This window comes from Actinospongiicola halichondriae (genome assembly GCF_049103745.1).
Lineage (GTDB): Bacteria > Actinomycetota > Acidimicrobiia > Acidimicrobiales > Salinilacustritrichaceae > Salinilacustrithrix > Salinilacustrithrix halichondriae.
Genome location: NZ_CP171622.1, coordinates 2,431,694 through 2,452,276, shown reverse-complemented (window position 1 = coordinate 2,452,276; position 20,583 = coordinate 2,431,694). Strand labels below are relative to the sequence as shown.

The window sequence follows — 20,583 nt, the reverse complement described above, 5'->3', positions numbered from 1 at the left end:
GGGCCGGAGCCTCAGGCGGCCGAGGTGGGTGACGTGTCGATCTTGTACTTGGAGGCGTCGGTCACGAAGTCGGCATGGCCGTACATGTCCAGCAGGTGGGCGAGTCTGGCGTTGAGTCGCCGGTCGACGTGCTCCGAGAGCCCGGGAATCCGGAGACCCACGCGGTAGAACGCGATCGTGGCGGCGACGACGCCCCCGGCCGCAGCGGCGGCGATCTTCTGGTCGATCCCGAAGGTGATGCCCATCGACTCGGCACGTTCGACATCGCCGCCGAGGAAGCTCTTGATCAGCACGAACCGCGAGAAGCCGCCCTCGAGCCAGCCGTGGACGCGACCCTTGAGGGACGACTGGTCGAACAGGACGGCGTCCATCGTGCCTCGCACCAGGGTTCCGCAGGTCTCGTCGTCGTAGCCGTCACGCAGCGAGATGTGTCGCGCCGTGAGCAGGTCGACGATCTCCTGCGGGGTCTCGCCGAGGAGGTCCTCGGGCAGACCGAGCAGGAAGCAGCGATAGCGCGACAGTTCGACGGACGCGCGCTCGTCCGGCGTGAACTCGGTCTGGCCCTTGGCGAGCTTCTGCGCCGCCATGAGGAACACGCCGATGAGGCCGGCGGGCATCTGGTCGACCTGCGGGATCGGGATGCCGTAGGTCGCGACGTCCCAGCGGCCGGAGTCCAGGATGTGGAAGCGCACCATCGAGTGCATGAAGCGCACCTTGGCTGCGGCTTGGAAGCCCTTGCCGTGGCGGTCGAGTGCGCCCGGCATGGTCGTGGCGGTGAAGAAGCTTGCTGTCTCGAACACCCGCTTCGCCGCTGCGGCGTCGGACAGCGTTCCCGTCATGGTCATCGGGAGCGCCGCGTACTTGTTCAAGAACGTGGCCAGGAACGCGCCCCGGATGGCGAAGGGCGTCGCGGCTGCCATCGGGATCCGCTCGGCTCGAGCTCCCTTCTCGACCATGTCCATGTCGACCCAGTCGGGCGTGTCCTCCATGGCTGCGAGGAAGGCGACGAGTTCCGGTGGCGCGTCTTCGACCGACTCGACGCCGTGCTCGCAGGCCTGGTCGAGCATGTCGATCAGCGCACGCGCACCGAGATCGGGGATGAGCGCTGCGTAGGCGTCGACGACTCGATCGCCGGTCATCGTGGCGTTGTGGATCGTCTCCAGGAGCGCAGGCTGGTCGAAGACCCTCGCAACCGCTGAGCCCATCTTCGCGAATCGTTCGTCGTCGATGGTCGCGTCGTGGTGCAGGCGCTCGGGCACGATCGTGAAGTCGACGTCGCCATAGATGGCAGGGATGTCGACGCGTTGCTGCGTCACGCTGTCCGCGTAGACGCTTGCCTGCATGCTCATGCGGTTCCTCTTCTCGCCCAGTGCTCGTGCGGAGGCTAGGCCACCCCCGCCGGGATCAACGTCTGGTGGTTCAGCGGCCCGTGGTCCTGACCCGCACCGGCAGCTCGTCGAACCCACGCAGGGTGAAGCCGGTCCGCCGTGGCGGGTCGTCATCGAGGAGTTCGATGTCGGAGAACCGGTCGAGCAGGCCACGGAGCACCAGCCGGCCTTCGGCTCGGGCGAGGCTGGCGCCCAGGCAGTAGTGCGGTCCGACGGCGAAGCTCAGGATGGGCGAATCGGTGCGTCCCAGGTCCATCCGACCCGGATCGGTGAACACGGCCGGGTCGTGGTTCGCAGCGCCGAGGAAGGTCACGACCCGCGAGCCGGCCTCGAGCACCTCGCCGCCGGGGAGTTCGACGTCCTCGAAGGTGACCCGCAGATCGAGTTGCACCGGTGAGTCCCATCGAAGCAGCTCGTCGATGGCGGTGTCGTCGAGCGCTGCATCGCTCCGCAGACGACCGATGCCGTCCGGCTCGGTGAGGAGGGCGTGGAGGCCGTTGCCGATGAGGTTCGTCGTGGTCTCGAACCCGGCGAGGAAGATGATGATGGCCGTCGACTGCAGCTCCAGCTCGCTGAGACGATCGTCGCCGTCCCGGGCCGCGATGAGGGCGGAGAGGAGGTCGTCCTGCGGTTGCTTGCGACGCTCGGCGATCAGATCCTCGAAGTACTCGAGCATCGTGCCCGCAGCGACCTGTGCTTCCGCCACGACCTCCGGAGTCGCAACCGGCTCCACGAGCGCCGACGCGGTACGCACCAGGCCCCGGAACTGGTCGCGATCGGATTCCGGCACCCCGACGAGCTCGCCGATGACCGCGACCGGGAGTCGGAACGCCAGGTCGCCCATGATCTCGGCTTCGCCGCGCTCGGCGATGGGGTCGAGCAACTCGTCCAGCATGCGGACGATGGCGGGTTCGAGGCCGGCGACCCGCTTCGGGGTGAAGGCGCGCGAGACCAGGCCGCGCACCCGCGTGTGGTCCGGTGGATTGAGCGTCAGCATCGATCGTCCCAGTGCGGGGACCTCTTCGCCGTCGTCGCCGATCTCCATCGACGGCCGAGCGGTGAAGATGCCGGCCGGCGGCGGGAACCTCGCTTCCCAGGCAGCGTCGGGTTTGCCGCAACGAGGGTCCCGGAGCACGAGCTGACAGTCGGCGTGCCGGGTCAGGAAGGTCGCTCCGAGCGAGCTGTGGTGGACCGGCGCGACGTTCCGCAGCTCCTCGTAGAGGGGATACGGGTTCTTCCGATGGTCAGGGTCCAGGAGGATCCGGAGGACGAGGTTGTCGGCTTCGGACATCGGCGCGGTTCCTGTTCATAGGGAGATCAGATTGGGACGAAATCTCCAGATCGTCCCATTGAGTGTCCGCCACCGCAGTTGGGACGTCAAGCGACATTCGTCTCAGTTGGCCGTAGGATCTGTCGCCGTGGGACGCCGGTCAGCCGACGAGGTACGTGCGTGTGCGATCGCAGGCGCCGCGGAGTGTTTCCGCGAGCTCGGCATCGCCTCGACGAGCGTGGACGACATCGTCGCGGTGTCGGGTGTCGCTCGGTCGACGTTGTACCGCCACATCGGCGACCGCAACGATCTCCTGCTCGCCGTCACCCTGGCGGAGATCGACGACCTCCAGGCCGAACTCGTCAAGCGTGCGGATGCCGGTGGGTCGGTCGTCGACCTCCTCGTCGAGGGGGTGCTCGATGCCGTCGACCTGGTGCAGAGTGCGACCGTGCTCCACGAACTCGTCACCAGCCCCGCGTTGATCACAAGCGAGGTGTCGGATCACGCCATGCAATCGCTCGTCGCCCGGCTGCACGACTTCGTGGGCCCACTCCTCGAGGATCCCGCCATCCGACCCGACCTCGATCCGGACGTCGCCGTCGAGTTCCTCGTTCGGACCATCACCTCGTTGGTGACACTGGGTGTCCGGGGCGAACCCTCGCCCGCCACACGACGGAACTACCTGCGTCAGACCCTCGGCCCGGTGTTCGTGGCGGACGAGGTGCTCGCCGATGTCTGAGCATCCGTCGCTGTCCGTACAGGACTGGGATCCACGAGACCCGGCGTTCCGACGCGATCCGTTTCCCTGGTACCGGGCGCTCCGTGAACAGGCGCCGGCCCTCGAACATCCTGATGTCGGGGTGGTGCTCTCCCGCTACGAGGACATCGATCGCGTCCTGCGCGACGACCTCTTCGGGGTGGCGACCCCGAATCCCTGGCGCGAGGTGTTCGCCACGATGGCGCCCGCCTCCATGCGGCTCATCTCCGAGAACGCGCTGTTGTTCATCGACTCGCCGCAACACGGGCGGGTGCGACGTCTGGTGTCGAAGGCGTTCTCGCCACGACGAGTGGAGGCGCTGCGTCCCCGTCTCGAAGCCATGATCGACGAGGTGCTCGACGAGGTCGACGGCGCGTCGTCGTTCGATCTGATGGATGCGGTCGCCGGTCCGTTCCCGATCATGGCGATCACGGAACTGCTCAACGTCCCCGACGGCGACCGCGAGCGGCTGCACGAGTGGACGGTGGCGATCACGGCCTTCGACGAACTCCCGATCGACTTCGAGGTCCTCGAGGCCGCGGGCCGTGCCGCCGACGAGTTCCTGGCGTGGGCGGGCGACCTCGTGGAGCTTCGACGAGGCGCCCCGGGTGACGACCTGGTCTCCGCCCTCATCGCAGCGGAGGAGGACGGCGAGCAGCTCACACGCGACGAACTGCTCGCGATGATCGTCCTCCTGCTCGTCGCCGGTCACGACACCACGATGAGCCTCATCTCCACCGGCATCCTCCTGCTCCTGCAGCACCCGGAGGCCGCTGACGAGGTGCGAGAAGACCCGGCGGCCGTGCCGCTGGCGATCGAGGAGATCTTGCGCTATCTCGGTCCGCTCCAGGTCGCGTCCGGCGGCGGTCGTTGGCCGGCCGAACCGGTCGAGGTCGCGGGCACGATGATCCAGCCGGGGACGTCGGTCCGGTTGCTCCTGGGATCCGCCAACCGCGATCCCGCGGTCTTCGCCGACCCCGACACCTTCGACATCCACCGCAGCGACCTGGGTCACCTCGCGTTCGGCAAGGGCGTGCACTTCTGCATCGGAGCGGCACTCGGCCGCCTCGAAGGCCAGATCGTCATCCCGACCGTCCTGCGCCGCTTCCCGGAGCTCGCGCTCGAACAGCCGCAGCCGACGTGGCGCGAGACGTTCGTGACCCGCCAACTCGCGACCCTGCCGGTCCGGACTCGCTGAGGGTGGCACGCTGAGAGGCGTGTCTCGTGTGCACCGGAGCCGATGTCGACCGGGTGAGGTCTCGCGTGGCTGACCCTCGGGACCCGATGAAGAACCTGGTGGCGTTGGCGAACATCGCTCCGTCGCTGGCCAAGCTCGGTGAGTTGGCCCCGGACATCGCCAGGATCGCGTCGTTCGACGAGACGCTCGCCGAGATCGCCGCCGTCGTCCCCGCGCTGGAACGGCTCGCCGACCTCGGTGAGACCCTCGATCGCCTCGCCACGCTCGGCGACACGCTGGAGACGCTGACCGAGGTGCTCGCCCCGGTTCGGAACCTGGAATCTCTGGCTCCGACGCTCGCGTCGCTCGACGCCACGATCAAGAAGCTCGAGGTCTCGATCGGTCAGGTCTCGACGACGCTGACACCGCTCCAGGGTCTCGCCGACTCGGTCGGCCGGGCGTCGGCGTCGGTGGGCGAACGGAGCCGGAGACTCCGGAGTCGCCGAAGTGAAGGCGGAAGCGGTTCAGACGAACCCGCGTAGTGGTCGGTTCACGGCGACTTCCCAGGGACCTCCCAGGTGCGCTTCGTACGGTCGGCGACGATCCACTCCGTATCCGTCCCGATCCACGAAGGACTCCATGATGAAATCGACCCGCAGCCCTCGAGTGCGCAGTGCCCTCGCCTCGACGTTCGTGGCGCTGGCGTTGCTCGCCGCCGCATGCGGCAGCGACGACGCGGAGTCCGCAGCAGACACGTCGACGACCTCATCGAGCGTCGACGACTCGTCGACCGACGACACCACCGGCGACACCGTCGCCGCTGGATCGAGCTGTGGCGAGACGGCCGCGTTGTTCGTGACGAGCGGCTCGGCGAACGCCGACCTCGCCGACCCGGAGGTCAGCGCGACCTGCGAAGGCGACGACGTCGTGATCACCAGCAACGGGATCCCGGACTACACCTACATCGAGACGTCGCCCGGGTCGCCGGCAGCCGGTGACTACACGTTCACGATCCCCGCGACGCCGACCATGGCCGACGAGGTGACCGATGTGCCGGCACTCGGCACCGCAGCGGTGGCGCTGAACGGCGTCCCCATCTACGGGCCCACCGAGGGCACGGGTGGTGACGTCCTCTCGCTGGTCGGCGCCCTCTCCGAATGTGGAAGCCACAACGGCCCGACCGGCTTCCACATCCACCAGATCCTGACGTCGGAGAACACCGACTGCCTGATCACGCCGGCGGACGCAGCGGCCGCTCCGCAGCTCGTCGGGTACGCCCTCGACGGCTACCCGATCTACACCGGGATCGACCAGTACACCTCGTCGTGGGAGCTGACCGACGAGTCGCTCTTCGCCACTGACACCTGGGCAGCTCACACCTACGTCGAAGGCCTCGGCGACCTCGACCAGTGCAACGGTCGGACCGACGACGACGGCAACTACGCGTACTACACGACCGCGACGTTCCCCTACGTCCTCGGTTGCTACTCCGGCGTCGTCGACGTCACGGCTGCCGGTGGTGGCGGCGGTGGCGGTCGCCCGTGACGGCGACCACCTCGCGCCGCGGGTTCCTGGTCGCAGTCGGGGCAGGTGTTGCCGGGCTGGCCGGCGGTGCTGCGCTGGGCGCGGCGATCGCTGACGTCGACGAGTCGGCCGAGCCCACCGCTGCCGACGTCGGCTTCTGCACCGACATGAGCACGCATCATGTGCAGGCGCTCACGATGTGCCAGCGCGTGCTCGGACGGGACACCGGTGATCCGGTCCAGGCCGCCGCGGCGGAGGTGCTGCAGACGCAGGCGATCGAGGTCGGGATGATGCGAGCCTGGCTCGCTGACTGGGGAGAGTCGACCAGTTCGCCGACGACGGTCATGGCGTGGATGGGCATGAACGACGGTGCCGGGATGTCGGCGGCGATGATGCCCGGTCTGGCGACCGACGACGAGATGCGAGCGCTGTCCTCGGCCGAGGGGATGGAGCAGGGTCGGATGTGGATCGAGCTCATGCGGGCGCATCACGTCGGCGGTGTCGACATGGCCGAGGCGGCCGTCGAACTCGTCCGCGCAGACAAGGTCCGCCGTCTCGCCCGCACCCAGGCCGAGGTCCAGACCTTCGAGATCGGGCAGTACGACCTGTTGCTCTCGACGGTCTACGCCTGATTCGCCGAGGTCATCGCACGTCGAGGCCCTCGAGGTCGCCGGCGTCGCGCCAGCGCTTCATGAGGTCGAAGAACGCGAGCGCACCCCCGGGATAGCCCATGCCGACGAAGTTCTCGTCGAAGCCCTTGCCCTCGTTGTTGTAGTAGCCGGGTGTGCAGTCGGTGGACCCGAGGATCGAGCCGCCGGTGGCGGCACCGCTGCGGAGCAGGTCGAGCCATGCCTCTTCTGCCTCGGCCGTGGCCTCCACCTGCTCGATGCCCTCGTCCAACACGTGGCGGATGAGGTGCGCGACGTGCGCGCCGGCCTCCGTGAGGTTGTGCGGGTAGTTGGCGATGAGCCCCGCACCCTGGGCGGCACCCACCTGGAACAGGTTCGGGAACCCGTGGACGTGCATGCCGTGCAGCGTGCGCATGGCTGGATCCCAGTGCTCGGACAGCGTGACGCCGTCCCGGCCGATGGCGTCGAAGCCCGCCCGCCGGGTGAACTCGGTGCCGACCTCGAAGCCGCTGGCATAGATGATGCAGTCGACTTCGTGGTGCTCGCCGCCGACCCAGAGGCCGGTCTCGTCGATCCGCTCGACCCCCTTGCCATCGGTGTCGACCAGCGTGACGTTGGGGTTGTTGAACGACTGCAGATATTCGTCGTGGAAGCAGGGGCGCTTGCACAACTGGCGGAACCACGGCTTGAGCGCCTCGGCCGTTCCGCCGTCGCCGACGACGGCGTCGACCCGGGAGCGGATCTCGGTCATCTTCTCGTCGTCGGCATCGAAGAACGCCTCCATCAGTGCGTCCGGCCCGAGATCTGCTGCGTCGGGGGACGCGAACATCTCGAAGATGCGGTCGCGGATGCGGCGGGTCAGGTCGGTCCATCCGTCGCCGACGAGGTCCTCCTCGGGAATGGTGCCCGGGGTGAAGTGGGCGGTGAAGTTCCGCAGCCACCGGTCCTGCCAACCCGGTTCGAGCACCTCGTTCTCGAACCACCCCATGTCGGTCGGCGCGTTGTTGCGCACGTCGATCGAGCTGGGGGTGCGCTGGAACACGATCAGCTCGCCGGCCGACCGGGCCAGGTGGGGGATGCACTGCACCGACGTGGCGCCCGTGCCGATGATCGCGACGCGCTTGTCGGCCAGGCCGGTCATGGGCGCACCTTCGGGGTCGCCGCCGGTGTAGTCGTAGTCCCAGCGGCTGGTGTGGAAGGCGTGACCGCCGAAGGACTCGATGCCGGGGATCCCCGGGAGCTTGGGACGATGCAGCGGGCCGGTGCACATGAGCACGAACTGGGCACGCATCTCGTCGCCCCGGTTGGTGTGCACGATCCAGCGGCTGGCGTCGTCGTCCCAGCGCAGTTCGGTCACCTCGGTCTGGAAGACGGCATCGTCGTACAGGCCGAACTGCGTGCCGATACGACGGGAGTGCTCGAGGATCTCCGGACCGTGCGCGTACTTCTCGGTCGGGACGTGACCGGTCTCCTCGAGCAACGGCATGTAGACGAAGCTGTGGGTGTCGCACTGGGCGCCGGGGTAGCGGTTCCAGTACCAGGTACCCCCGAAGTCGCCGCCCTTCTCGATGATGCGGACCGGGATGCCCGCCTCGGCCAACCGGGCGCCGGTCACCAGCCCGCCGAAGCCGCCGCCGATGAAGATCGCCGTGACCTCGTCGGTGATCGGCTCGCGCTCCATCGGTTCTGCATACGGATCGTCGACGAAACGGGCGAAGTCACCCGTCACCTCGATGTACTGCTCGTTGCCGTCGGCCCGGAGGCGCTTGTCACGCTCCAGGCGGTAGCGCTCGCGCAGTCGTTCCCCGTCGAGTTCGTCGCTCGGCTTCGGTTCGGTCGTGGTCATTGCGTCCCCCGTGTCGTTGTGCCGCTGCATTGTCGTGCATCGGAGGAGGCGTTGTCCCGCTGAGCAGTTCGGTCCGGGGTCTGCACTGCAATCTCGACGTCACAGCCGTCGGCCCCCGACGCGTGGAGCGTCGAGTTCGTCTCCTCGGCTGCGACCGACCTCAGTTGGTGGGGACGGTCGCGTGGCGGCGAGCGTGGGCGATCGCCGCGTCGAGGTCGTCGAAGAGATGGTTCTCGTGGGCGAGCCTGCCGATCGAGCCCACCTCGTTCAGGATGCGGAGGTGTTCCGGGCTCGGGCCCTTCAGGAGGACGGTGATGTCCTTGGCCTCGAGATCGTCGATCAGTTCGCCGATGGCCTGTGCGCCGGTCGCGTCGAGGAGTTTCAGATCCGGGAGTCGCAGGATGAGGACGCGCACATCGTGGTCTTCCGTGAGCGCGGCGAGGAACCGCTGGACTGCACCGAAGAACAGGTTGCCGTCGAGGCGATAGGTGGCGATGTGGAGTCGGCGGAGTTCGTCGACGGTGTCCCGGTCGAGCAGCGGGAGCGGGTCTTCCACCGGTGTCGAAGCACGAGCGACCTGTCGTAGCGCCAGGACGGCGGCGGTGGCCATGCCCACCTCGACCGCGAGGATGAGGTCGAATCCGATGGTCACCAGTGCCGTGATGACGAGGACGGTCGCGTCGGACCGGGTCGTCCGACTGATCGCTCGGACCGCGTGTGCGTCGACCATGCGGACGGCGGTGACCATGAGCACGCCGGCGAGCGCCGGGAGCGGCACCCGTCCGACGGCCTGCCCGCCGATGTAGACGACGAAGATGAGGACGAGGGCGTGCACGATGGACGAGACGCGAGTCCGCGCTCCGGCTCGCACGTTGACCGCCGTCCGGGCGATCGCCCCGGTTGCCGGCATGCCGCCGAACATCGGCGAGACCATGTTGGCGAGTCCCTGACCGACCAGTTCGCGGTTGGGGTCGTGACGTCCGACTCCTGCCATGCCGTCGGCGACCTTGGCGGACAGGAGGCTCTCGAGTGCGCCCAGCACCGCCACGGCAAGGATCGCTCCGGACAGCTGGGAGACGAGACCGAAGTCGAACGCGCTCATCGACGGCGACGGCAGCGAGTCGGGGAGCGATCCGATGAGCGCCACGGGGGCATCGGCGAGAGCAACGGCCACGGTGGCTGCCACGACCGCGACGAGGGAGGCGGGGAGCGCGGTGTGGATGCGGGGAAGAACTCCCATCAGGACCGCGACCCCGACGACGAGGCCGAGTGCCCACCAGGTGGACGGCTCGGCGGCGACCTCACCGAACGAGCGCCACGCGACGAGCGCAGTGTTCTCCCCGTCGGGCTTCTCGACGCCGAGTCCGGCGGGGACCTGCTGCAGGAAGATGATGACCGCGATGCCGACGGTGAAACCCTCGATGACCGGCCAGGGAACGAAGGCCAGGAAGCGACCGAAGCCTGCGAGACCGGCAGCGACGATCACGACGCCGGCCATGAAGGCAACGATCAACACCGCGTCCGCGCCGTGGCGCGCCACCACGGGCACGAGCACGACGGTCATCGCACCGGTGGGGCCCGAGACCTGTACGTGCGACCCGCCGAACACGCCGGCGACGACGCCGGCGACGATCGCCGTGATCAATCCGGCGGATGCGCCGAGTCCGGATGTGATGCCGAACGCCAAGGCGAGCGGCAGCGCGACGATCCCCACCGTCACGCCGGCGACGACGTCGGAGCGCCAGCTCTCCCGGATACCGCCGTAGTCGGCGGTGGAGGGAAGGCGGCTGCGCAACGCACCCAGGAGTGCCGGCGCTCCGCTTGTCGATGGAGTGCTCACCCCGCGAGTCGCTTCTCGAACGCTCGGAGTTGGTGGAGGAGTTCCTGGGGGAGGCTCATGCCGATGGCCTCGTAGTGGCTCTCGATCTGCGGGATCTCCGCTCGCCAGAGTTCTGCGTCGACGCTGGTCAAGGTCCGGAGCTGGTCCTCGGTCACGTCGATGTCGTCGATCTCCACCGTCCCCGGTGCGGGCACTCGAACCGATCGGCGTCTCGGTGTAGTTCTCGGCGCCGGCGGCTCGATCGAGGATCCAGTCGAGTACGCGGCTGTTGTCACCGAACCCCGGCCAGAGGAACGAACCGTCCTCGTCGCGTCGGAACCAGTTGACCAGGAACAGCTTCGGGAGCACCGCACCGTCGCGCCGCCCGATGTCGAGCCAGTGCTGGAAGTAGTCGCCCATGTTGTAGCCGCAGAACGGCAGCATCGCGAACGGGTCGAAGCGCAGCTTCCCGACCGCTCCAGCCTGCGCGGCCGTGGTCTCCGAACTCATGACCGAGCCGAGGAACACGCCGTGGTCCCAGTCGAAGCTCTCGGTCACCAAGGGGACGTTCGTCGCCCGTCGCCCACCGAAGAGGATGGCCGAGATCGGAACACCCGCGGGGTCCTCCCACTCGGGTGCGATGGACGGGCACTGCGAAGCCGGGGCGGTGAACCGGGCGTTCGGGTGCGCGGCCGGACGGTCGCTCTCCGGCGTCCACTCCTGCCCCTGCCAGTCGATGGCGGACGCTGGCGGAGCGCTCAGACCTTCCCACCACACGTCGCCGTCATCGGTGAGGGCCACGTTGGTGAAGATCGAGTTGGCGTGCAGCGACTCGATCGCGTTGGGGTTGGTGTCGAGACCCGTTCCGGGGGCGACGCCGAAGAAGCCGGCCTCCGGGTTGATCGCATAGAGGCGTCCGTCTTCGCCGAACTTCATCCAGGCGATGTCGTCGCCGATCGTCTCGACCTTCCACCCCGGAAGCGTCGGGATCATCATCGCCATGTTCGTCTTGCCGCATGCCGACGGGAACGCCGCGGCGACGTACGACTTCTCGCCGGCGGGGTTCGTGATCCCCAGGATCAGCATGTGTTCGGCCAGCCAGCCGTCGGCACGGGCCATGGTCGATGCGATCCGGAGGGCGAAGCACTTCTTGCCGAGCAGCGCATTGCCGCCGTAGCCCGAGCCGTAGCTCCAGATCTCCCGGGTCTCGGGGAAGTGGCTGATGTACTTGTTCTCTGCGTCGCACGGCCAGGCCACGTCGGGCCGCTGCGTGCCGTCGTCGAGGACCAGGGGGTATCCCACGGAGTGGATGCACGGGACGAACTCGCCGTCACTGCCGAGGACGTCGAGGACTGGCTGTCCCATGCGGGTCATGATCCGCATGTTCGTGACCACGTAGGCCGAGTCGGTCAGCTGCACGCCGATGTGGGCGATGGGGGAGCCCAGGGGGCCCATCGAGAAGGGGACCACGTAGAGCGTGCGGCCCCGCATAGCGCCCCGGTACAGGGCCAGCAGCTCTTCCTTCATCGTGGCCGGATCGCGCCAGTTGTTCGTCGGCCCGGCATCCGACGCCTGCTCGCTGCAGATGAACGTGCGGTCCTCGACGCGAGCGACATCGCCGGGCTCCGATCGCGCGAGGAAGGAGTTCGGTCGCTTGCTTTCGTCCAGGCGGGTGAACGACCCCGACTCGACGAGAAGCGACGTCAGCCGGTCCCATTCCTCGGCGGACCCGTCGGCCCATTCGACAGAGTCCGGCTGGAGGATCTCGGTCCACTCCGCCACCCACTGCTCCAGCTTTTCGTTCGTCGACATCGTCGGGACTCCCTTTCGCGCCTGTCTAGTGACATGATGAATTGCGAAAACCATCATGTCATCGGAACACAGTGACGACGAAGTGAGTCCGAGCGGAGTGCTGACGGATCAGTACGCTCGAAACCCGACCGGCGAAGGGAGTCTGTGGTGAACCGCCCGATCTACGAGGTGAAGGCGGAGTTCTTCAAGACGCTCGGCCATCCCGCGCGTATCCGGATCCTCGAGGTCCTGCGCGACGGCGAGATGCCCGTGCACGAGATGATCCCGCTCGTCGGATTGGAGCCGTCGCACCTCTCCCAACAACTCGCCGTCCTCCGGCGGGCGAACGTGCTGCGGTCGAGACGAGACGGGTCCACGGTCCTCTACGAGGTCGTCGATCCCGAGATCCACCAGTTGCTCGAGGTCGCGAAGACGATCATCGGTGCGAGCCTGAACCAGACACGCGAACTCCTCGAGGAACTCGCCACCGGCGAGCGCAGCTGAATCATCACGCCATGGCAACCACCGCACCTCTCCAGGTCGGCGACCCCGCCCCCGACATCCGGCTCCCGACCGCCGACGATCGGCGGTGGGATCTCCGCGAGCATCGCGGTCGCCCGGTGGTGTTGATCTTCCATCGACACCTGCACTGACTGCCTTGTCAAGAGCATGCGACTGCCGTGCGCAGTCGTCTCGAGGAGTTCGACGACGCCGTGGTCGTCGTCATCTGCTTCAGCGCGCCGGACTACGTCGCGGCCTATCAACGCGAGCGTCTCGCTCCGTTGACCGTGCTCGTGGACGAGGACCGCGGGTCCTACCGTGCCTACGGGTTCGGCCGGGGCTCGGTGCGCTCGGTCTGGGGCCCGAAGGTCTGGCTCGCCTACGCCAAGCTCCTCCTCGCCGGCCACCGCTTCCGCCGGCCGGTCGAGGACACGCTGCAGCTGGGCGGCGACGTGGTCGTCGGCCGCGACGGCCGCGTCGCCTACGTGTTCCGATCGACCGACCCCGATGACCGGCCCGGCGTCGACGAGTTGCTCGCCGCCGTTCACGGTGAGTCGCCCGACGAATGACCCGCTGTCGCCTCCTGCGCGACACGCCCCGCCCGTAGATTGGGGGCATGTTGTTGTTCGGCGCGGCGTACCTCGGTGCTCGGCGGGCGATGGCCAAGGACCAGCGACGACCGGTGCCGTGCGACGTCCCGCTGTGGCGGCTCCTGCTGGAGGAGGTGGGACTGCTCGCACGACGAGTCGGTCGCTGGAGGCTCTGGTCGGTGCTCGGGGTGGCGTTCGTCTGCTATCTCACGGTGGAGGTGGCGCTCTCGACCGAGACGCCGGGCCCGGCGCTCGCCGAACTCTGGCGTTGGGTCGTGGCGATGGTGCTCACCGCCGTGACGCTCGGTGTCTGGGCCATCGGTCTCGCGATCTGGACGACCCGGACCGTGCCGTCGTCGACGACATGAGCTCGACCCTCCTCCACTGAGGCGATTGCCTACGGGCATTGGACTCGAGCCATCGCGGTGCTGATAGGTGAGAGACGACGATGAGCGATCTCGAGGTCCGTCGGATCCCGTTCGTCGGGTTCGAGAAGTACATCGTCGACGCGGTGCGCGCTGCCGACCTGGCCGGGACAGACGTGGCCGGATGACCGGATCGAATCGTGATGGGGTGTCGGGCCGGCGACTGGATCACACTGGGACCGTGACTTCCGAGCTGCGCACCATCGATCTCCACGGGCATCCGATGGCATACCGCTACCTCGAGGGTCCGTCGGTCGACTCACCGGTGCTCGTCTTGGTCCATGGCATGGCCGGCAGCTCCGCCATGTGGCTCGACGTGATGGAGGACCTGGGTGAGAAGTACACCGTCATCGCCCCGGACCTGATCGGTCACGGCGACTCGGCTCGGTTCCGCGGCGACTACTCGCTCGGGAACCAGGCGTCGTTCCTGCGCGACCTCATGGTCGTGCTCGGCCACGAGCGCGCCACCTTCGTCGGGCAGTCGCTCGGTGGCGGCGTCGTGATGCAGGTCGCCTACCAGTTCCCCCAGCGGGTCGAGCGCATGGTGCTCGTCGACAGCGGTGGGCTCGGCCGACAGGTGTCGTCGCTCCTCAAGCTGCTGGCACTCCCTGGCTCGGGCTACGTCCTGGCGACGGCCACCGCGGATCCGATCCGGGCGATCATCGGCGGCGTGCGCGGCCTGATGAAGATGGCCGGCTTCCACCTCGGCCCCGAAGAGACCCAGATGCTCGCGTCGTACGAGTCGCTCGCCGACCCGAAGACCCGTAAGGCATTCCTGTCGACGCTTCGCTCGGTGGTCGACCACACCGGACAGAAGGTCTCGGCTGCCGATCGCCTCTACCTCACCGCTGAACAGTTGCCGTTGCTCGTGGTGTGGGGTGACCGCGACCCGATCATCCCGCTGCATCATGCGCACGCGACGGCCGACCTCCTGCCGAATGCGCAGGTCGAGATCTTCGAAGGCGCAGGCCACTTCCCGCACAACCACGCGCCGCGGAAGTTCGCACGACTGGTGTCGGCGTTCGTCGACTCGACGGTGCCCGCGGAACTGAGCGCCGCGACCTTCGCCGAATCCCTTCGGAGCTGAGACCCAGGGCAGAGCTCAGTCGTCGAGCGACTGCTCTCGCTCGAACACCACGCCGCCGTCGAATCCGACGAAGGTCTGCAGATCGGTCTGGGTGACGCTTGCGAGCGACACGCAGATCTCCTCGTCGCTCAGTCCGGTGATCTCGACCGTGACGTCGCCGGGCAGCAGGCGGTCGGACCCGAGGTATGCGGCGTAGAAGTTGATCTTGCCGTCGGCGAGCGTCGGATCGTCGTCGAAGTCGATCTGATCGACGAACGTCTGGCCGACGGCGATCGGCCCGTCGGGATTGAACAGGGAGATCTGCACGAACAGTTCGCCCTCGGGAGCGCCCGGAGGCCCGACCGGGATACGCGGCCCGAACTGCTCGTCGGCGGGGATGTCGTAGGTCGCGAACGCGAGGTTGGCCTTCTGGTCGTCGTCGACGGTGTTGGCGGGGTGCGGTCCAGCCTCCGACAGCGTCCAGGCGACGTCGATGGCGCCGTCGTCCAGCCCCGTGACCTCGGTCTCGGCCTCGGCATTGACGACCTCGACCGAGTTGGAGCAGGACGTGTCGACGTCCTCGACCGGGGTGGAGGTCTCGTCGCCGGCACCGTCCGCTGGTCCGCTCTCTGCTGGGTCGACGGCGTCGTCGGTCGCGTCGTCCACCGGGACGTCGTCAGACGCGACCGGGTCGCTGTCGTCGTCGCCGCATGCAGCGACGAAGAGCGACAGGGCCGCGAAGATGAACAGGATCCGCCGGAATCGCATGCGGGAACGGTAGCGGTCACCGCTCATGGCGATGGCCATGCGCGCTGCGGTCAGGCGACTGCGGGGCGTGCGGCGTCGTCGTCCAGCCAGGCTCGCCACTGCGCCTCGATGAGGGTGGAGTCGTGCTGGAGCGGGTGGAAGTCGGCCCGGTCGTAGTCGGCCAGCCGTTCGCGGAGCCGCTTGCCGAACAGGGGGTTGTTCCGGTTGCGCCAGAGGCTGCGGACCAGGTTGAAGTTGCGGTAGCTCCTGCGGTCCTTCAGCGCGCCGACGATCGTGTGGTAGCCGGTGATGAAGGCGAGGGCGTAGGTGGCCAGCTTCATGGCCTTGCGTCGGGTCTCCTCGTCACCGCCGACGGCCTTGTACACGTCGAACGCGACTGCCTTGTGCTCGCACTCCTCGATCGCGTGCCACGCCCACATGCGGAAGAAGTCCTGATCGGCGAACCGCTCCTGGAGTTCGCGCTCGGTGAGCAACGTCTCGGCCATCGTGGCGGTGTAGTGCTCGAGGGCCGCGGTCATGGCGAGCATGAAGATCGGCTCGGGTTCGATCGTCTCCTCCCGCTCCAACTGCTCGTTGATCTCGCGCAGCGGGCCGAAGCGGGAGATCAACTTGATGACCCGGCGCATGCCCGGGGTGATGACCTCGTCGCGATGGAGCAGGTCCTCGACCATCTTCGAGCGGTAGCCGAGCTCGGCGAGGCGCTCGTTCAGCCGGCGGTGTTCACGTCCGTGCGTGACCTCCTGGCCGATGAACGCGTTGACCTGACGCTTCAGGTCCTGGTCGGTGATCTCGTCTCGGTAGTGCTTCACCGAGTCGATGAACATCTCCTCGCCGTCGGGGAACAGCCCGGACAGCGCGGCGACCATGTGGCACATCAACACGTCGTCGTCGGCGGCGAAGTCGGCGGTGAGGCCGTCGATGACCTCCTCGAACGTGATGCGGCGCACCGGGAAGGTGCGGTCGGGGTCACTGGTCTGGCGTGCGACGGAGGCGTTGGTCATGGGGTTCCTCGGAGCGATCGGGGCGGAGACGCTGGATCTCATGAACTGAGTGAATCACTGAATCGCTCATATCCTGACACGCGGCGAGTATGCTGGCAAGGTGCCACCGGTCATGGAGGACTCGATCGCATCTCGCGCGACGAAGGGCGAGCGGACGAAGGCGTCGATCCTCGCTGCGGCCAGTGCCCGCTTCGCCCGCGATGGGTTCCGCAACACCTCGGTCGCCGACGTCTCCCGCGACGCCGGCGTGGGCGGCACCACGGCCTACGTGCACTACGCCAACAAGGAGACCCTGTTCTTCGCCGCCGTGGACGACGACCTGACGTCGCTGTTCGACGAGCTCGGGCTGGCGCTGGTCTCGCTCGGTCCAGACGACGAACTCGCCGACCGGCTGCTCGACCTCGTCCTGGACATCGTGGACTCCCATCCGCTGGCCCGTCGGCTGTTGGCCGGCCTCGAACCGGACTTCACGGCCCGCGTCCTCGAGACCAAGGCGTTCGCCGAACTGCGAGCCGGCGTGGCCGCGCTGTTGGCGGAAGGTCAGTCCGAGGGTGGCATCCGTCCCGATCTCCCTGCCGACGAGCTCGCTGACGGGCTCGTCGCCATCGTCGTCGCTGCGGCGATGGTGTCGGTGCAGGTGGGTCCGGTCGTGGGGGAGACGTTCGGGCCCGGTTTCGCCACCGTGGTGCGTGGCGTGTTGACCGTGGATCCGCGGATCGGCTGACCCCGGTCCGCGTAGGATCGTTCGCCCGGGAGGATGATGATGGAACACTTCGTCGACGTCGACGCCTACATCGATGCGTCTGAGCAGTGGCCGGACGAGATCCGCGCGATTCGCCCGATCCTGCTCGGGTGCGGGCTCGACGAGGTGGTCAAGTGGGGCAAGCCCTGCTACTCCATCGACGACGACTGCAACGTCGTGTTGCTCCAGGAGTTCTCCGACCACCTGGCGCTCATGTTCTTCAAGGGCGTGCTGCTCGATGACGCCAGCGGCGTCCTCCACGAGCAGGGCCCGAACACGCACGGCCCTCGGCGGATGAAGTTCACCTCGGTCGCCGACGTCGAGGCGCTGGCGGACGAGATCGCCGCCTACGTGCAGGAGGCGGTCGACCACGAGCGCGCCGGTACCGAGCTCCCGCCGCGTCCCGAGGAGTCGTTGGCCGAGGAGCTCGAGGCTCGGCTCGGGGAGAGCGACGCGTTCGCCGAGGCGTTCAACGAACTGACGCCCGGTCGTCAGCGTGAGTACAACCTGTACGTCTCGGGGGCGAAGCAGTCCGCGACCCGGGTCAGCCGCGTCGACAAGATCGCGCCTCGCGTGCTCGCAGGTAAGGGGCTCCGCGACCGATAGCCGAGCTGGCCTCGGAGCCAGCGCCGTGGAACGCCCCGACTCGAAGGACACATGAACACCTACTCCACCGTCACCGATGACGCCCTGGGAACCGACGACGTGGTCGGCCTGTTGCGTCGCATCGCCGACCGCGAGGTCACCGCAGGTGAACTGACCGCGGCCGCCGTCGCCCGCGCTGAGGACGCAGACGAGCACCTCGGAGCGATCGCCTCGGAGCGCTTCGCCGACGCGCAGCGTGACGCCGACGTCCACGCCGGGGGACCGTTCGCCGGTGTCCCCACCATGGTCAAGGACATGGTCGACTTCGCTGGCCTGCCCACGCGGTTCGGCTCGGATGCGTTCTCGAACGCTGCGCCGGCATCGAAGCATGATCCGCTGGTCCAGCAGATCGACGACCTCGGCATGACGGTCATCGCCAAGACAACGATGCCCGAGTTCGGCTTCACCCCGTCGACCGAGTTCGCCGATGGTCCGCCGACACGGAACCCCTGGAACCTCGATCGATCTGCAGGAGGGTCGTCCGGCGGCTCCGCGTCGATGGTCGCCGCCGGTGTGGTGCCGATCGCCCACGCCGCAGACGGTGGCGGGTCCACCCGGATCCCCGCGGCATGCTGCGGCCTCGTCGGTCTCAAACCCAGCGTCGGTCGGCTGGTCGCCTCGAAGAACACGGCGCACCAGGTCGTGGCGGTGGTGGCCGACGGCGTCGTGACCCGCTCGGTCCGCGACACCGCCCACTACTACGCCCATGCCGAGCAGCAGTACCTCAACCCGAAGCTGCCGCCCATGGGGCTGGTGGATCGCCCGATCGAACGGCCGCTGCGGATCGCCGCGCTCGACCGCTCGCCGGCCCCCGGCCCGATCGACGACGCGGTGCAGGCGGCCTTCGACGACACCCTGCAGTTGTTGGAAGGACTCGGGCATCGGGTGACGCCCATCGACCCGCCGGTCGCGCCCACGTTCGTCGACGACTTCCTCACCATGTGGCAGCTCTTCGGCGTGGCGACGGCCCGCGCCGGCAAGTTCGTGTGGGGCCCGGCGTTCGAGCGCTCGCAGCTGACCGACTTCACCGAGGGCCTTGCCGCCGCGTTCGGGTCGCAGTGGCATCGCGTCCCTGGTGTGGTGTGGCGTCTGCGTCGCACACGGAAGGAACTGGCGAAGCGTACGGCCGGCTACGACCTCGTCGTGTCGCCGACCGTTGCGCAGCTCCCCCCGGCCCTCGGGCACCTCGGGATGGATCTTCCCTACGACGTGCTGATGACCCGAGTCATGGAATGGGCGAACTTCACGGCGCTGGCGAACGCAGCCGGCACGCCCTCGATCAGCCTGCCGCTGGGTCATGACGCAGACACCAACCTGCCGATCGGGATCATGTTCGGCGCCGACTTCGGCCAGGAACGGATGCTGCTCGAACTGGCCCTTCAGCTCGAACTGGCGCAACCGTGGGAGCAGTCGCCATGTCGCTGACCAGAACTGTCGTCGAGACCGTCACCCGGATGCCCGAGGAGCTGCGGTCGCGGAACCGGACACCGCCGCAGTGGTGGTCCGACGCAAAGCTCGGGATCTTCATCCACTGGGGCATCTACTCGGTGCCGGGCTACGCGCCCGTGGGTCGTTCCATCGACGAGACGATCTCGGAAGGTGAGGGCGCGGGGGAGGCCGAGACCCCCTATGCGGAGTGGTACGCAAACTCGCTGCGTTTCCCCGACAGCAGCGTCTCCCGCCATCACCGTGAGACCTACGGCGACCAGCCCTACGAGGACTTCGTCGAGCCGTTCGAGCGAGGCCTCGAGTCCTGGGACCCCGAGGCGTGGGCTCATGCCTTCGCCGCGACCGGGGCGGGGTACGTCGTGATGGTGACCAAGCACCACGACGGCTACTGCATGTGGCCGACCGACGTGCCGAATCCGCATGCGCCCGGCTTCCACTCGAAGCGCGACCTGGTCGGCGAACTGGCCACTGCGGTGCGAGCCGAGGGAATGCGGTTCGGTACGTACTACTCCGGTGGCTACGACTGGACCTTCAACTCGCATCCGATCGGGAGCGGTTCGGACGGGCTGCTGGCCGTGCCCCACGACGGCTATCACGAGTACGCCGCTCGACACGTCGCCGAGTTGGCCGAGCGCTACGAGCCGTCGGTGATGTGGAACGACATCTGCTGGCCGTCGCGGCCCAAAGCGCTCTACCGCGTGCTCCGCGACTACTTCGCGACCGTGCCCGACGGCGTGGTCAACGATCGCTTCATGCCCGTCCCCGATCTCTCGCGCCTGGTGCGGATCCCGCGGGTGGCGAGTGCGATCGACCGGGGGTTCGAGCAGGCCATGTCGAAGGGGGGCATCATCCCGCCAAAGCCGCCCTTCGCGCAGTTCCGCACGCCGGAGTATGCCGACCTGCCCGACGGGCTCGACGGCGCGTGGGAGATGACCCGCGGTCTCGACCACAGCTTCGCCTACAACCGGCTCTCCACCGACGACGATCTGTTGTCGCGAGACGAACTGCTGGACTCGCTCACCGACGCGATCTCGAAGGGCGGCAACTTCCTGCTGAACGTGGGTCCCAAGGGCGTCGACGCATCGATCCCGGACGAGCAGCTCCGTCGTCTCGAGTGGATGGCCGAGCGAAACGCGGAGACCCCCTGGACGAGCCTGGGCTGACGCTCGACCACCCGCCTGGGTCACATCGGTCG

20 protein-coding genes and 1 pseudogene are annotated in these 20,583 nt (G+C 67.9%); 14 read left to right on the top strand and 7 right to left on the bottom strand.

The features are described from left to right. Positions 1-11: 11 nt before the first annotated feature. Both AB8619_RS12120 and AB8619_RS12115 read right to left on the bottom strand, forming a co-directional pair. Entirely contained in the window at positions 12-1,349 is a 1,338-nt protein-coding gene (locus AB8619_RS12120) for an oxygenase MpaB family protein (RefSeq protein ID WP_436792889.1), read from the bottom strand. A gap of 70 nt (positions 1,350-1,419) precedes the next feature. Further along, positions 1,420-2,679 (bottom strand): cytochrome P450, encoded by a 1,260-nt coding sequence (locus AB8619_RS12115; RefSeq protein WP_436792888.1) that lies wholly within the window; start codon positions 2,677-2,679, stop codon positions 1,420-1,422. Between the two features lie 127 nt (positions 2,680-2,806). On the opposite strand from AB8619_RS12115, the gene AB8619_RS12110 reads away from it, so the two are divergent. The 5 genes from AB8619_RS12110 (at position 2,807) to AB8619_RS12090 (ending at position 6,748) form a co-directional block, all read left to right on the top strand. Continuing rightward, positions 2,807-3,397, top strand: coding sequence for a TetR/AcrR family transcriptional regulator (locus AB8619_RS12110; RefSeq protein ID WP_436792887.1), 591 nt, complete (start codon positions 2,807-2,809; stop codon positions 3,395-3,397). Next, positions 3,390-4,613 (top strand): cytochrome P450, encoded by a 1,224-nt coding sequence (locus AB8619_RS12105; protein ID WP_436792886.1) that lies wholly within the window; start codon positions 3,390-3,392, stop codon positions 4,611-4,613. The genes AB8619_RS12110 and AB8619_RS12105 overlap by 8 nt, the downstream gene beginning before the upstream one ends. A gap of 65 nt (positions 4,614-4,678) precedes the next feature. Further along, on the top strand, positions 4,679-5,134 hold the full coding sequence (locus AB8619_RS12100) for a hypothetical protein (RefSeq protein WP_436792885.1): 456 nt from the start codon (positions 4,679-4,681) through the stop codon (positions 5,132-5,134). 100 nt (positions 5,135-5,234) lie between these two features. Next, a complete protein-coding gene (locus AB8619_RS12095; RefSeq protein WP_436792884.1) occupies positions 5,235-6,137 on the top strand; it encodes a YHYH protein in 903 nt (300 codons plus the stop codon). After that, entirely contained in the window at positions 6,134-6,748 is a 615-nt protein-coding gene (locus AB8619_RS12090) for a DUF305 domain-containing protein (RefSeq protein ID WP_436792883.1), read from the top strand. The genes AB8619_RS12095 and AB8619_RS12090 overlap by 4 nt, the downstream gene beginning before the upstream one ends. Positions 6,749-6,758: 10 nt before the next feature. Here the strand turns inward: AB8619_RS12090 and AB8619_RS12085 are convergent, their stop codons facing one another. The 3 genes and pseudogenes from AB8619_RS12085 to AB8619_RS12075 all read right to left on the bottom strand — a co-directional run bounded on the left by AB8619_RS12085 (position 6,759) and on the right by AB8619_RS12075 (position 12,222). Then, positions 6,759-8,591: a flavin-containing monooxygenase gene (locus AB8619_RS12085; protein WP_436792882.1), complete on the bottom strand. Its 1,833-nt coding sequence runs from the start codon at positions 8,589-8,591 to the stop codon at positions 6,759-6,761. 160 nt (positions 8,592-8,751) lie between these two features. After that, positions 8,752-10,431 carry a SulP family inorganic anion transporter gene (locus AB8619_RS12080; RefSeq protein WP_436792881.1) on the bottom strand — a complete coding sequence of 560 codons (1,680 nt, stop codon included), beginning with the start codon at positions 10,429-10,431 and terminating at the stop codon, positions 8,752-8,754. Then, positions 10,428-12,222 (bottom strand): annotated as a pseudogene (locus AB8619_RS12075) (phosphoenolpyruvate carboxykinase (GTP)). The gene AB8619_RS12080 and the pseudogene AB8619_RS12075 overlap by 4 nt, the downstream one beginning before the upstream one ends. A 147-nt stretch (positions 12,223-12,369) precedes the next feature. On the opposite strand from AB8619_RS12075, the gene AB8619_RS12070 reads away from it, so the two are divergent. The 5 genes from AB8619_RS12070 to AB8619_RS12050 all read left to right on the top strand — a co-directional run bounded on the left by AB8619_RS12070 (position 12,370) and on the right by AB8619_RS12050 (position 14,804). Further along, positions 12,370-12,705: an ArsR/SmtB family transcription factor gene (locus AB8619_RS12070; protein WP_436792880.1), complete on the top strand. Its 336-nt coding sequence runs from the start codon at positions 12,370-12,372 to the stop codon at positions 12,703-12,705. 11 nt (positions 12,706-12,716) lie between these two features. Then, the gene (locus AB8619_RS12065) at positions 12,717-12,854 is read left to right on the top strand and encodes a hypothetical protein (RefSeq protein ID WP_436792879.1); all 138 of its coding nucleotides are present in this window, start codon (positions 12,717-12,719) and stop codon (positions 12,852-12,854) included. A gap of 27 nt (positions 12,855-12,881) precedes the next feature. Further along, complete coding sequence (locus tag AB8619_RS12060) at positions 12,882-13,271, top strand: AhpC/TSA family protein (RefSeq protein ID WP_436792878.1); 390 nt, start codon at positions 12,882-12,884, stop codon at positions 13,269-13,271. Between the two features lie 47 nt (positions 13,272-13,318). Further along, positions 13,319-13,660 (top strand): hypothetical protein, encoded by a 342-nt coding sequence (locus AB8619_RS12055; RefSeq protein WP_436792877.1) that lies wholly within the window; start codon positions 13,319-13,321, stop codon positions 13,658-13,660. A 238-nt stretch (positions 13,661-13,898) separates the two neighbouring features. Next, positions 13,899-14,804: an alpha/beta fold hydrolase gene (locus AB8619_RS12050; RefSeq protein ID WP_436792876.1), complete on the top strand. Its 906-nt coding sequence runs from the start codon at positions 13,899-13,901 to the stop codon at positions 14,802-14,804. Positions 14,805-14,819: 15 nt separating this feature from the next. Here AB8619_RS12050 and AB8619_RS12045 read toward each other — a convergent pair whose 3' ends face one another. Further along, a complete protein-coding gene (locus AB8619_RS12045) occupies positions 14,820-15,551 on the bottom strand; it encodes a hypothetical protein (protein WP_436792875.1) in 732 nt (243 codons plus the stop codon). A gap of 50 nt (positions 15,552-15,601) precedes the next feature. Then, positions 15,602-16,552, bottom strand: a complete 951-nt coding sequence (locus AB8619_RS12040; protein ID WP_436792874.1) for a metal-dependent hydrolase — start codon at positions 16,550-16,552, stop codon at positions 15,602-15,604. A 112-nt stretch (positions 16,553-16,664) separates the two neighbouring features. On the opposite strand from AB8619_RS12040, the gene AB8619_RS12035 reads away from it, so the two are divergent. From AB8619_RS12035 to AB8619_RS12020, 4 genes are read left to right on the top strand one after another with little or no spacing between them, the layout of a single operon-like run. After that, entirely contained in the window at positions 16,665-17,276 is a 612-nt protein-coding gene (locus AB8619_RS12035; protein WP_436792873.1) for a TetR/AcrR family transcriptional regulator, read from the top strand. Between the two features lie 39 nt (positions 17,277-17,315). After that, a complete protein-coding gene (locus AB8619_RS12030) occupies positions 17,316-17,900 on the top strand; it encodes a YdeI/OmpD-associated family protein (RefSeq protein ID WP_436792872.1) in 585 nt (194 codons plus the stop codon). 51 nt (positions 17,901-17,951) lie between these two features. Beyond that, on the top strand, positions 17,952-19,364 hold the full coding sequence (locus AB8619_RS12025) for an amidase (protein ID WP_436792871.1): 1,413 nt from the start codon (positions 17,952-17,954) through the stop codon (positions 19,362-19,364). Then, positions 19,355-20,551 (top strand): alpha-L-fucosidase, encoded by a 1,197-nt coding sequence (locus tag AB8619_RS12020; protein WP_436792870.1) that lies wholly within the window; start codon positions 19,355-19,357, stop codon positions 20,549-20,551. The genes AB8619_RS12025 and AB8619_RS12020 overlap by 10 nt, the downstream gene beginning before the upstream one ends. The last annotated feature ends 32 nt before the right edge of the window (positions 20,552-20,583 follow it).

Coding starts and splice junctions, on each gene's coding strand:
- AB8619_RS12120 (WP_436792889.1), bottom strand. CDS start 1,349: ATGAGCATGCAGGCAAGCGTCTACGCGGACAGCGTGACGCAGCAACGC.
- AB8619_RS12115 (WP_436792888.1), bottom strand. CDS start 2,679: ATGTCCGAAGCCGACAACCTCGTCCTCCGGATCCTCCTGGACCCTGAC.
- AB8619_RS12105 (WP_436792886.1), top strand. CDS start 3,390: ATGTCTGAGCATCCGTCGCTGTCCGTACAGGACTGGGATCCACGAGAC.
- AB8619_RS12095 (WP_436792884.1), top strand. CDS start 5,235: ATGAAATCGACCCGCAGCCCTCGAGTGCGCAGTGCCCTCGCCTCGACG.
- AB8619_RS12085 (WP_436792882.1), bottom strand. CDS start 8,591: ATGACCACGACCGAACCGAAGCCGAGCGACGAACTCGACGGGGAACGA.
- AB8619_RS12065 (WP_436792879.1), top strand. CDS start 12,717: ATGGCAACCACCGCACCTCTCCAGGTCGGCGACCCCGCCCCCGACATC.
- AB8619_RS12055 (WP_436792877.1), top strand. CDS start 13,319: ATGTTGTTGTTCGGCGCGGCGTACCTCGGTGCTCGGCGGGCGATGGCC.
- AB8619_RS12045 (WP_436792875.1), bottom strand. CDS start 15,551: ATGCGATTCCGGCGGATCCTGTTCATCTTCGCGGCCCTGTCGCTCTTC.
- AB8619_RS12040 (WP_436792874.1), bottom strand. CDS start 16,552: ATGACCAACGCCTCCGTCGCACGCCAGACCAGTGACCCCGACCGCACC.
- AB8619_RS12035 (WP_436792873.1), top strand. CDS start 16,665: ATGGAGGACTCGATCGCATCTCGCGCGACGAAGGGCGAGCGGACGAAG.
- AB8619_RS12030 (WP_436792872.1), top strand. CDS start 17,316: ATGGAACACTTCGTCGACGTCGACGCCTACATCGATGCGTCTGAGCAG.
- AB8619_RS12025 (WP_436792871.1), top strand. CDS start 17,952: ATGAACACCTACTCCACCGTCACCGATGACGCCCTGGGAACCGACGAC.
- AB8619_RS12020 (WP_436792870.1), top strand. CDS start 19,355: ATGTCGCTGACCAGAACTGTCGTCGAGACCGTCACCCGGATGCCCGAG.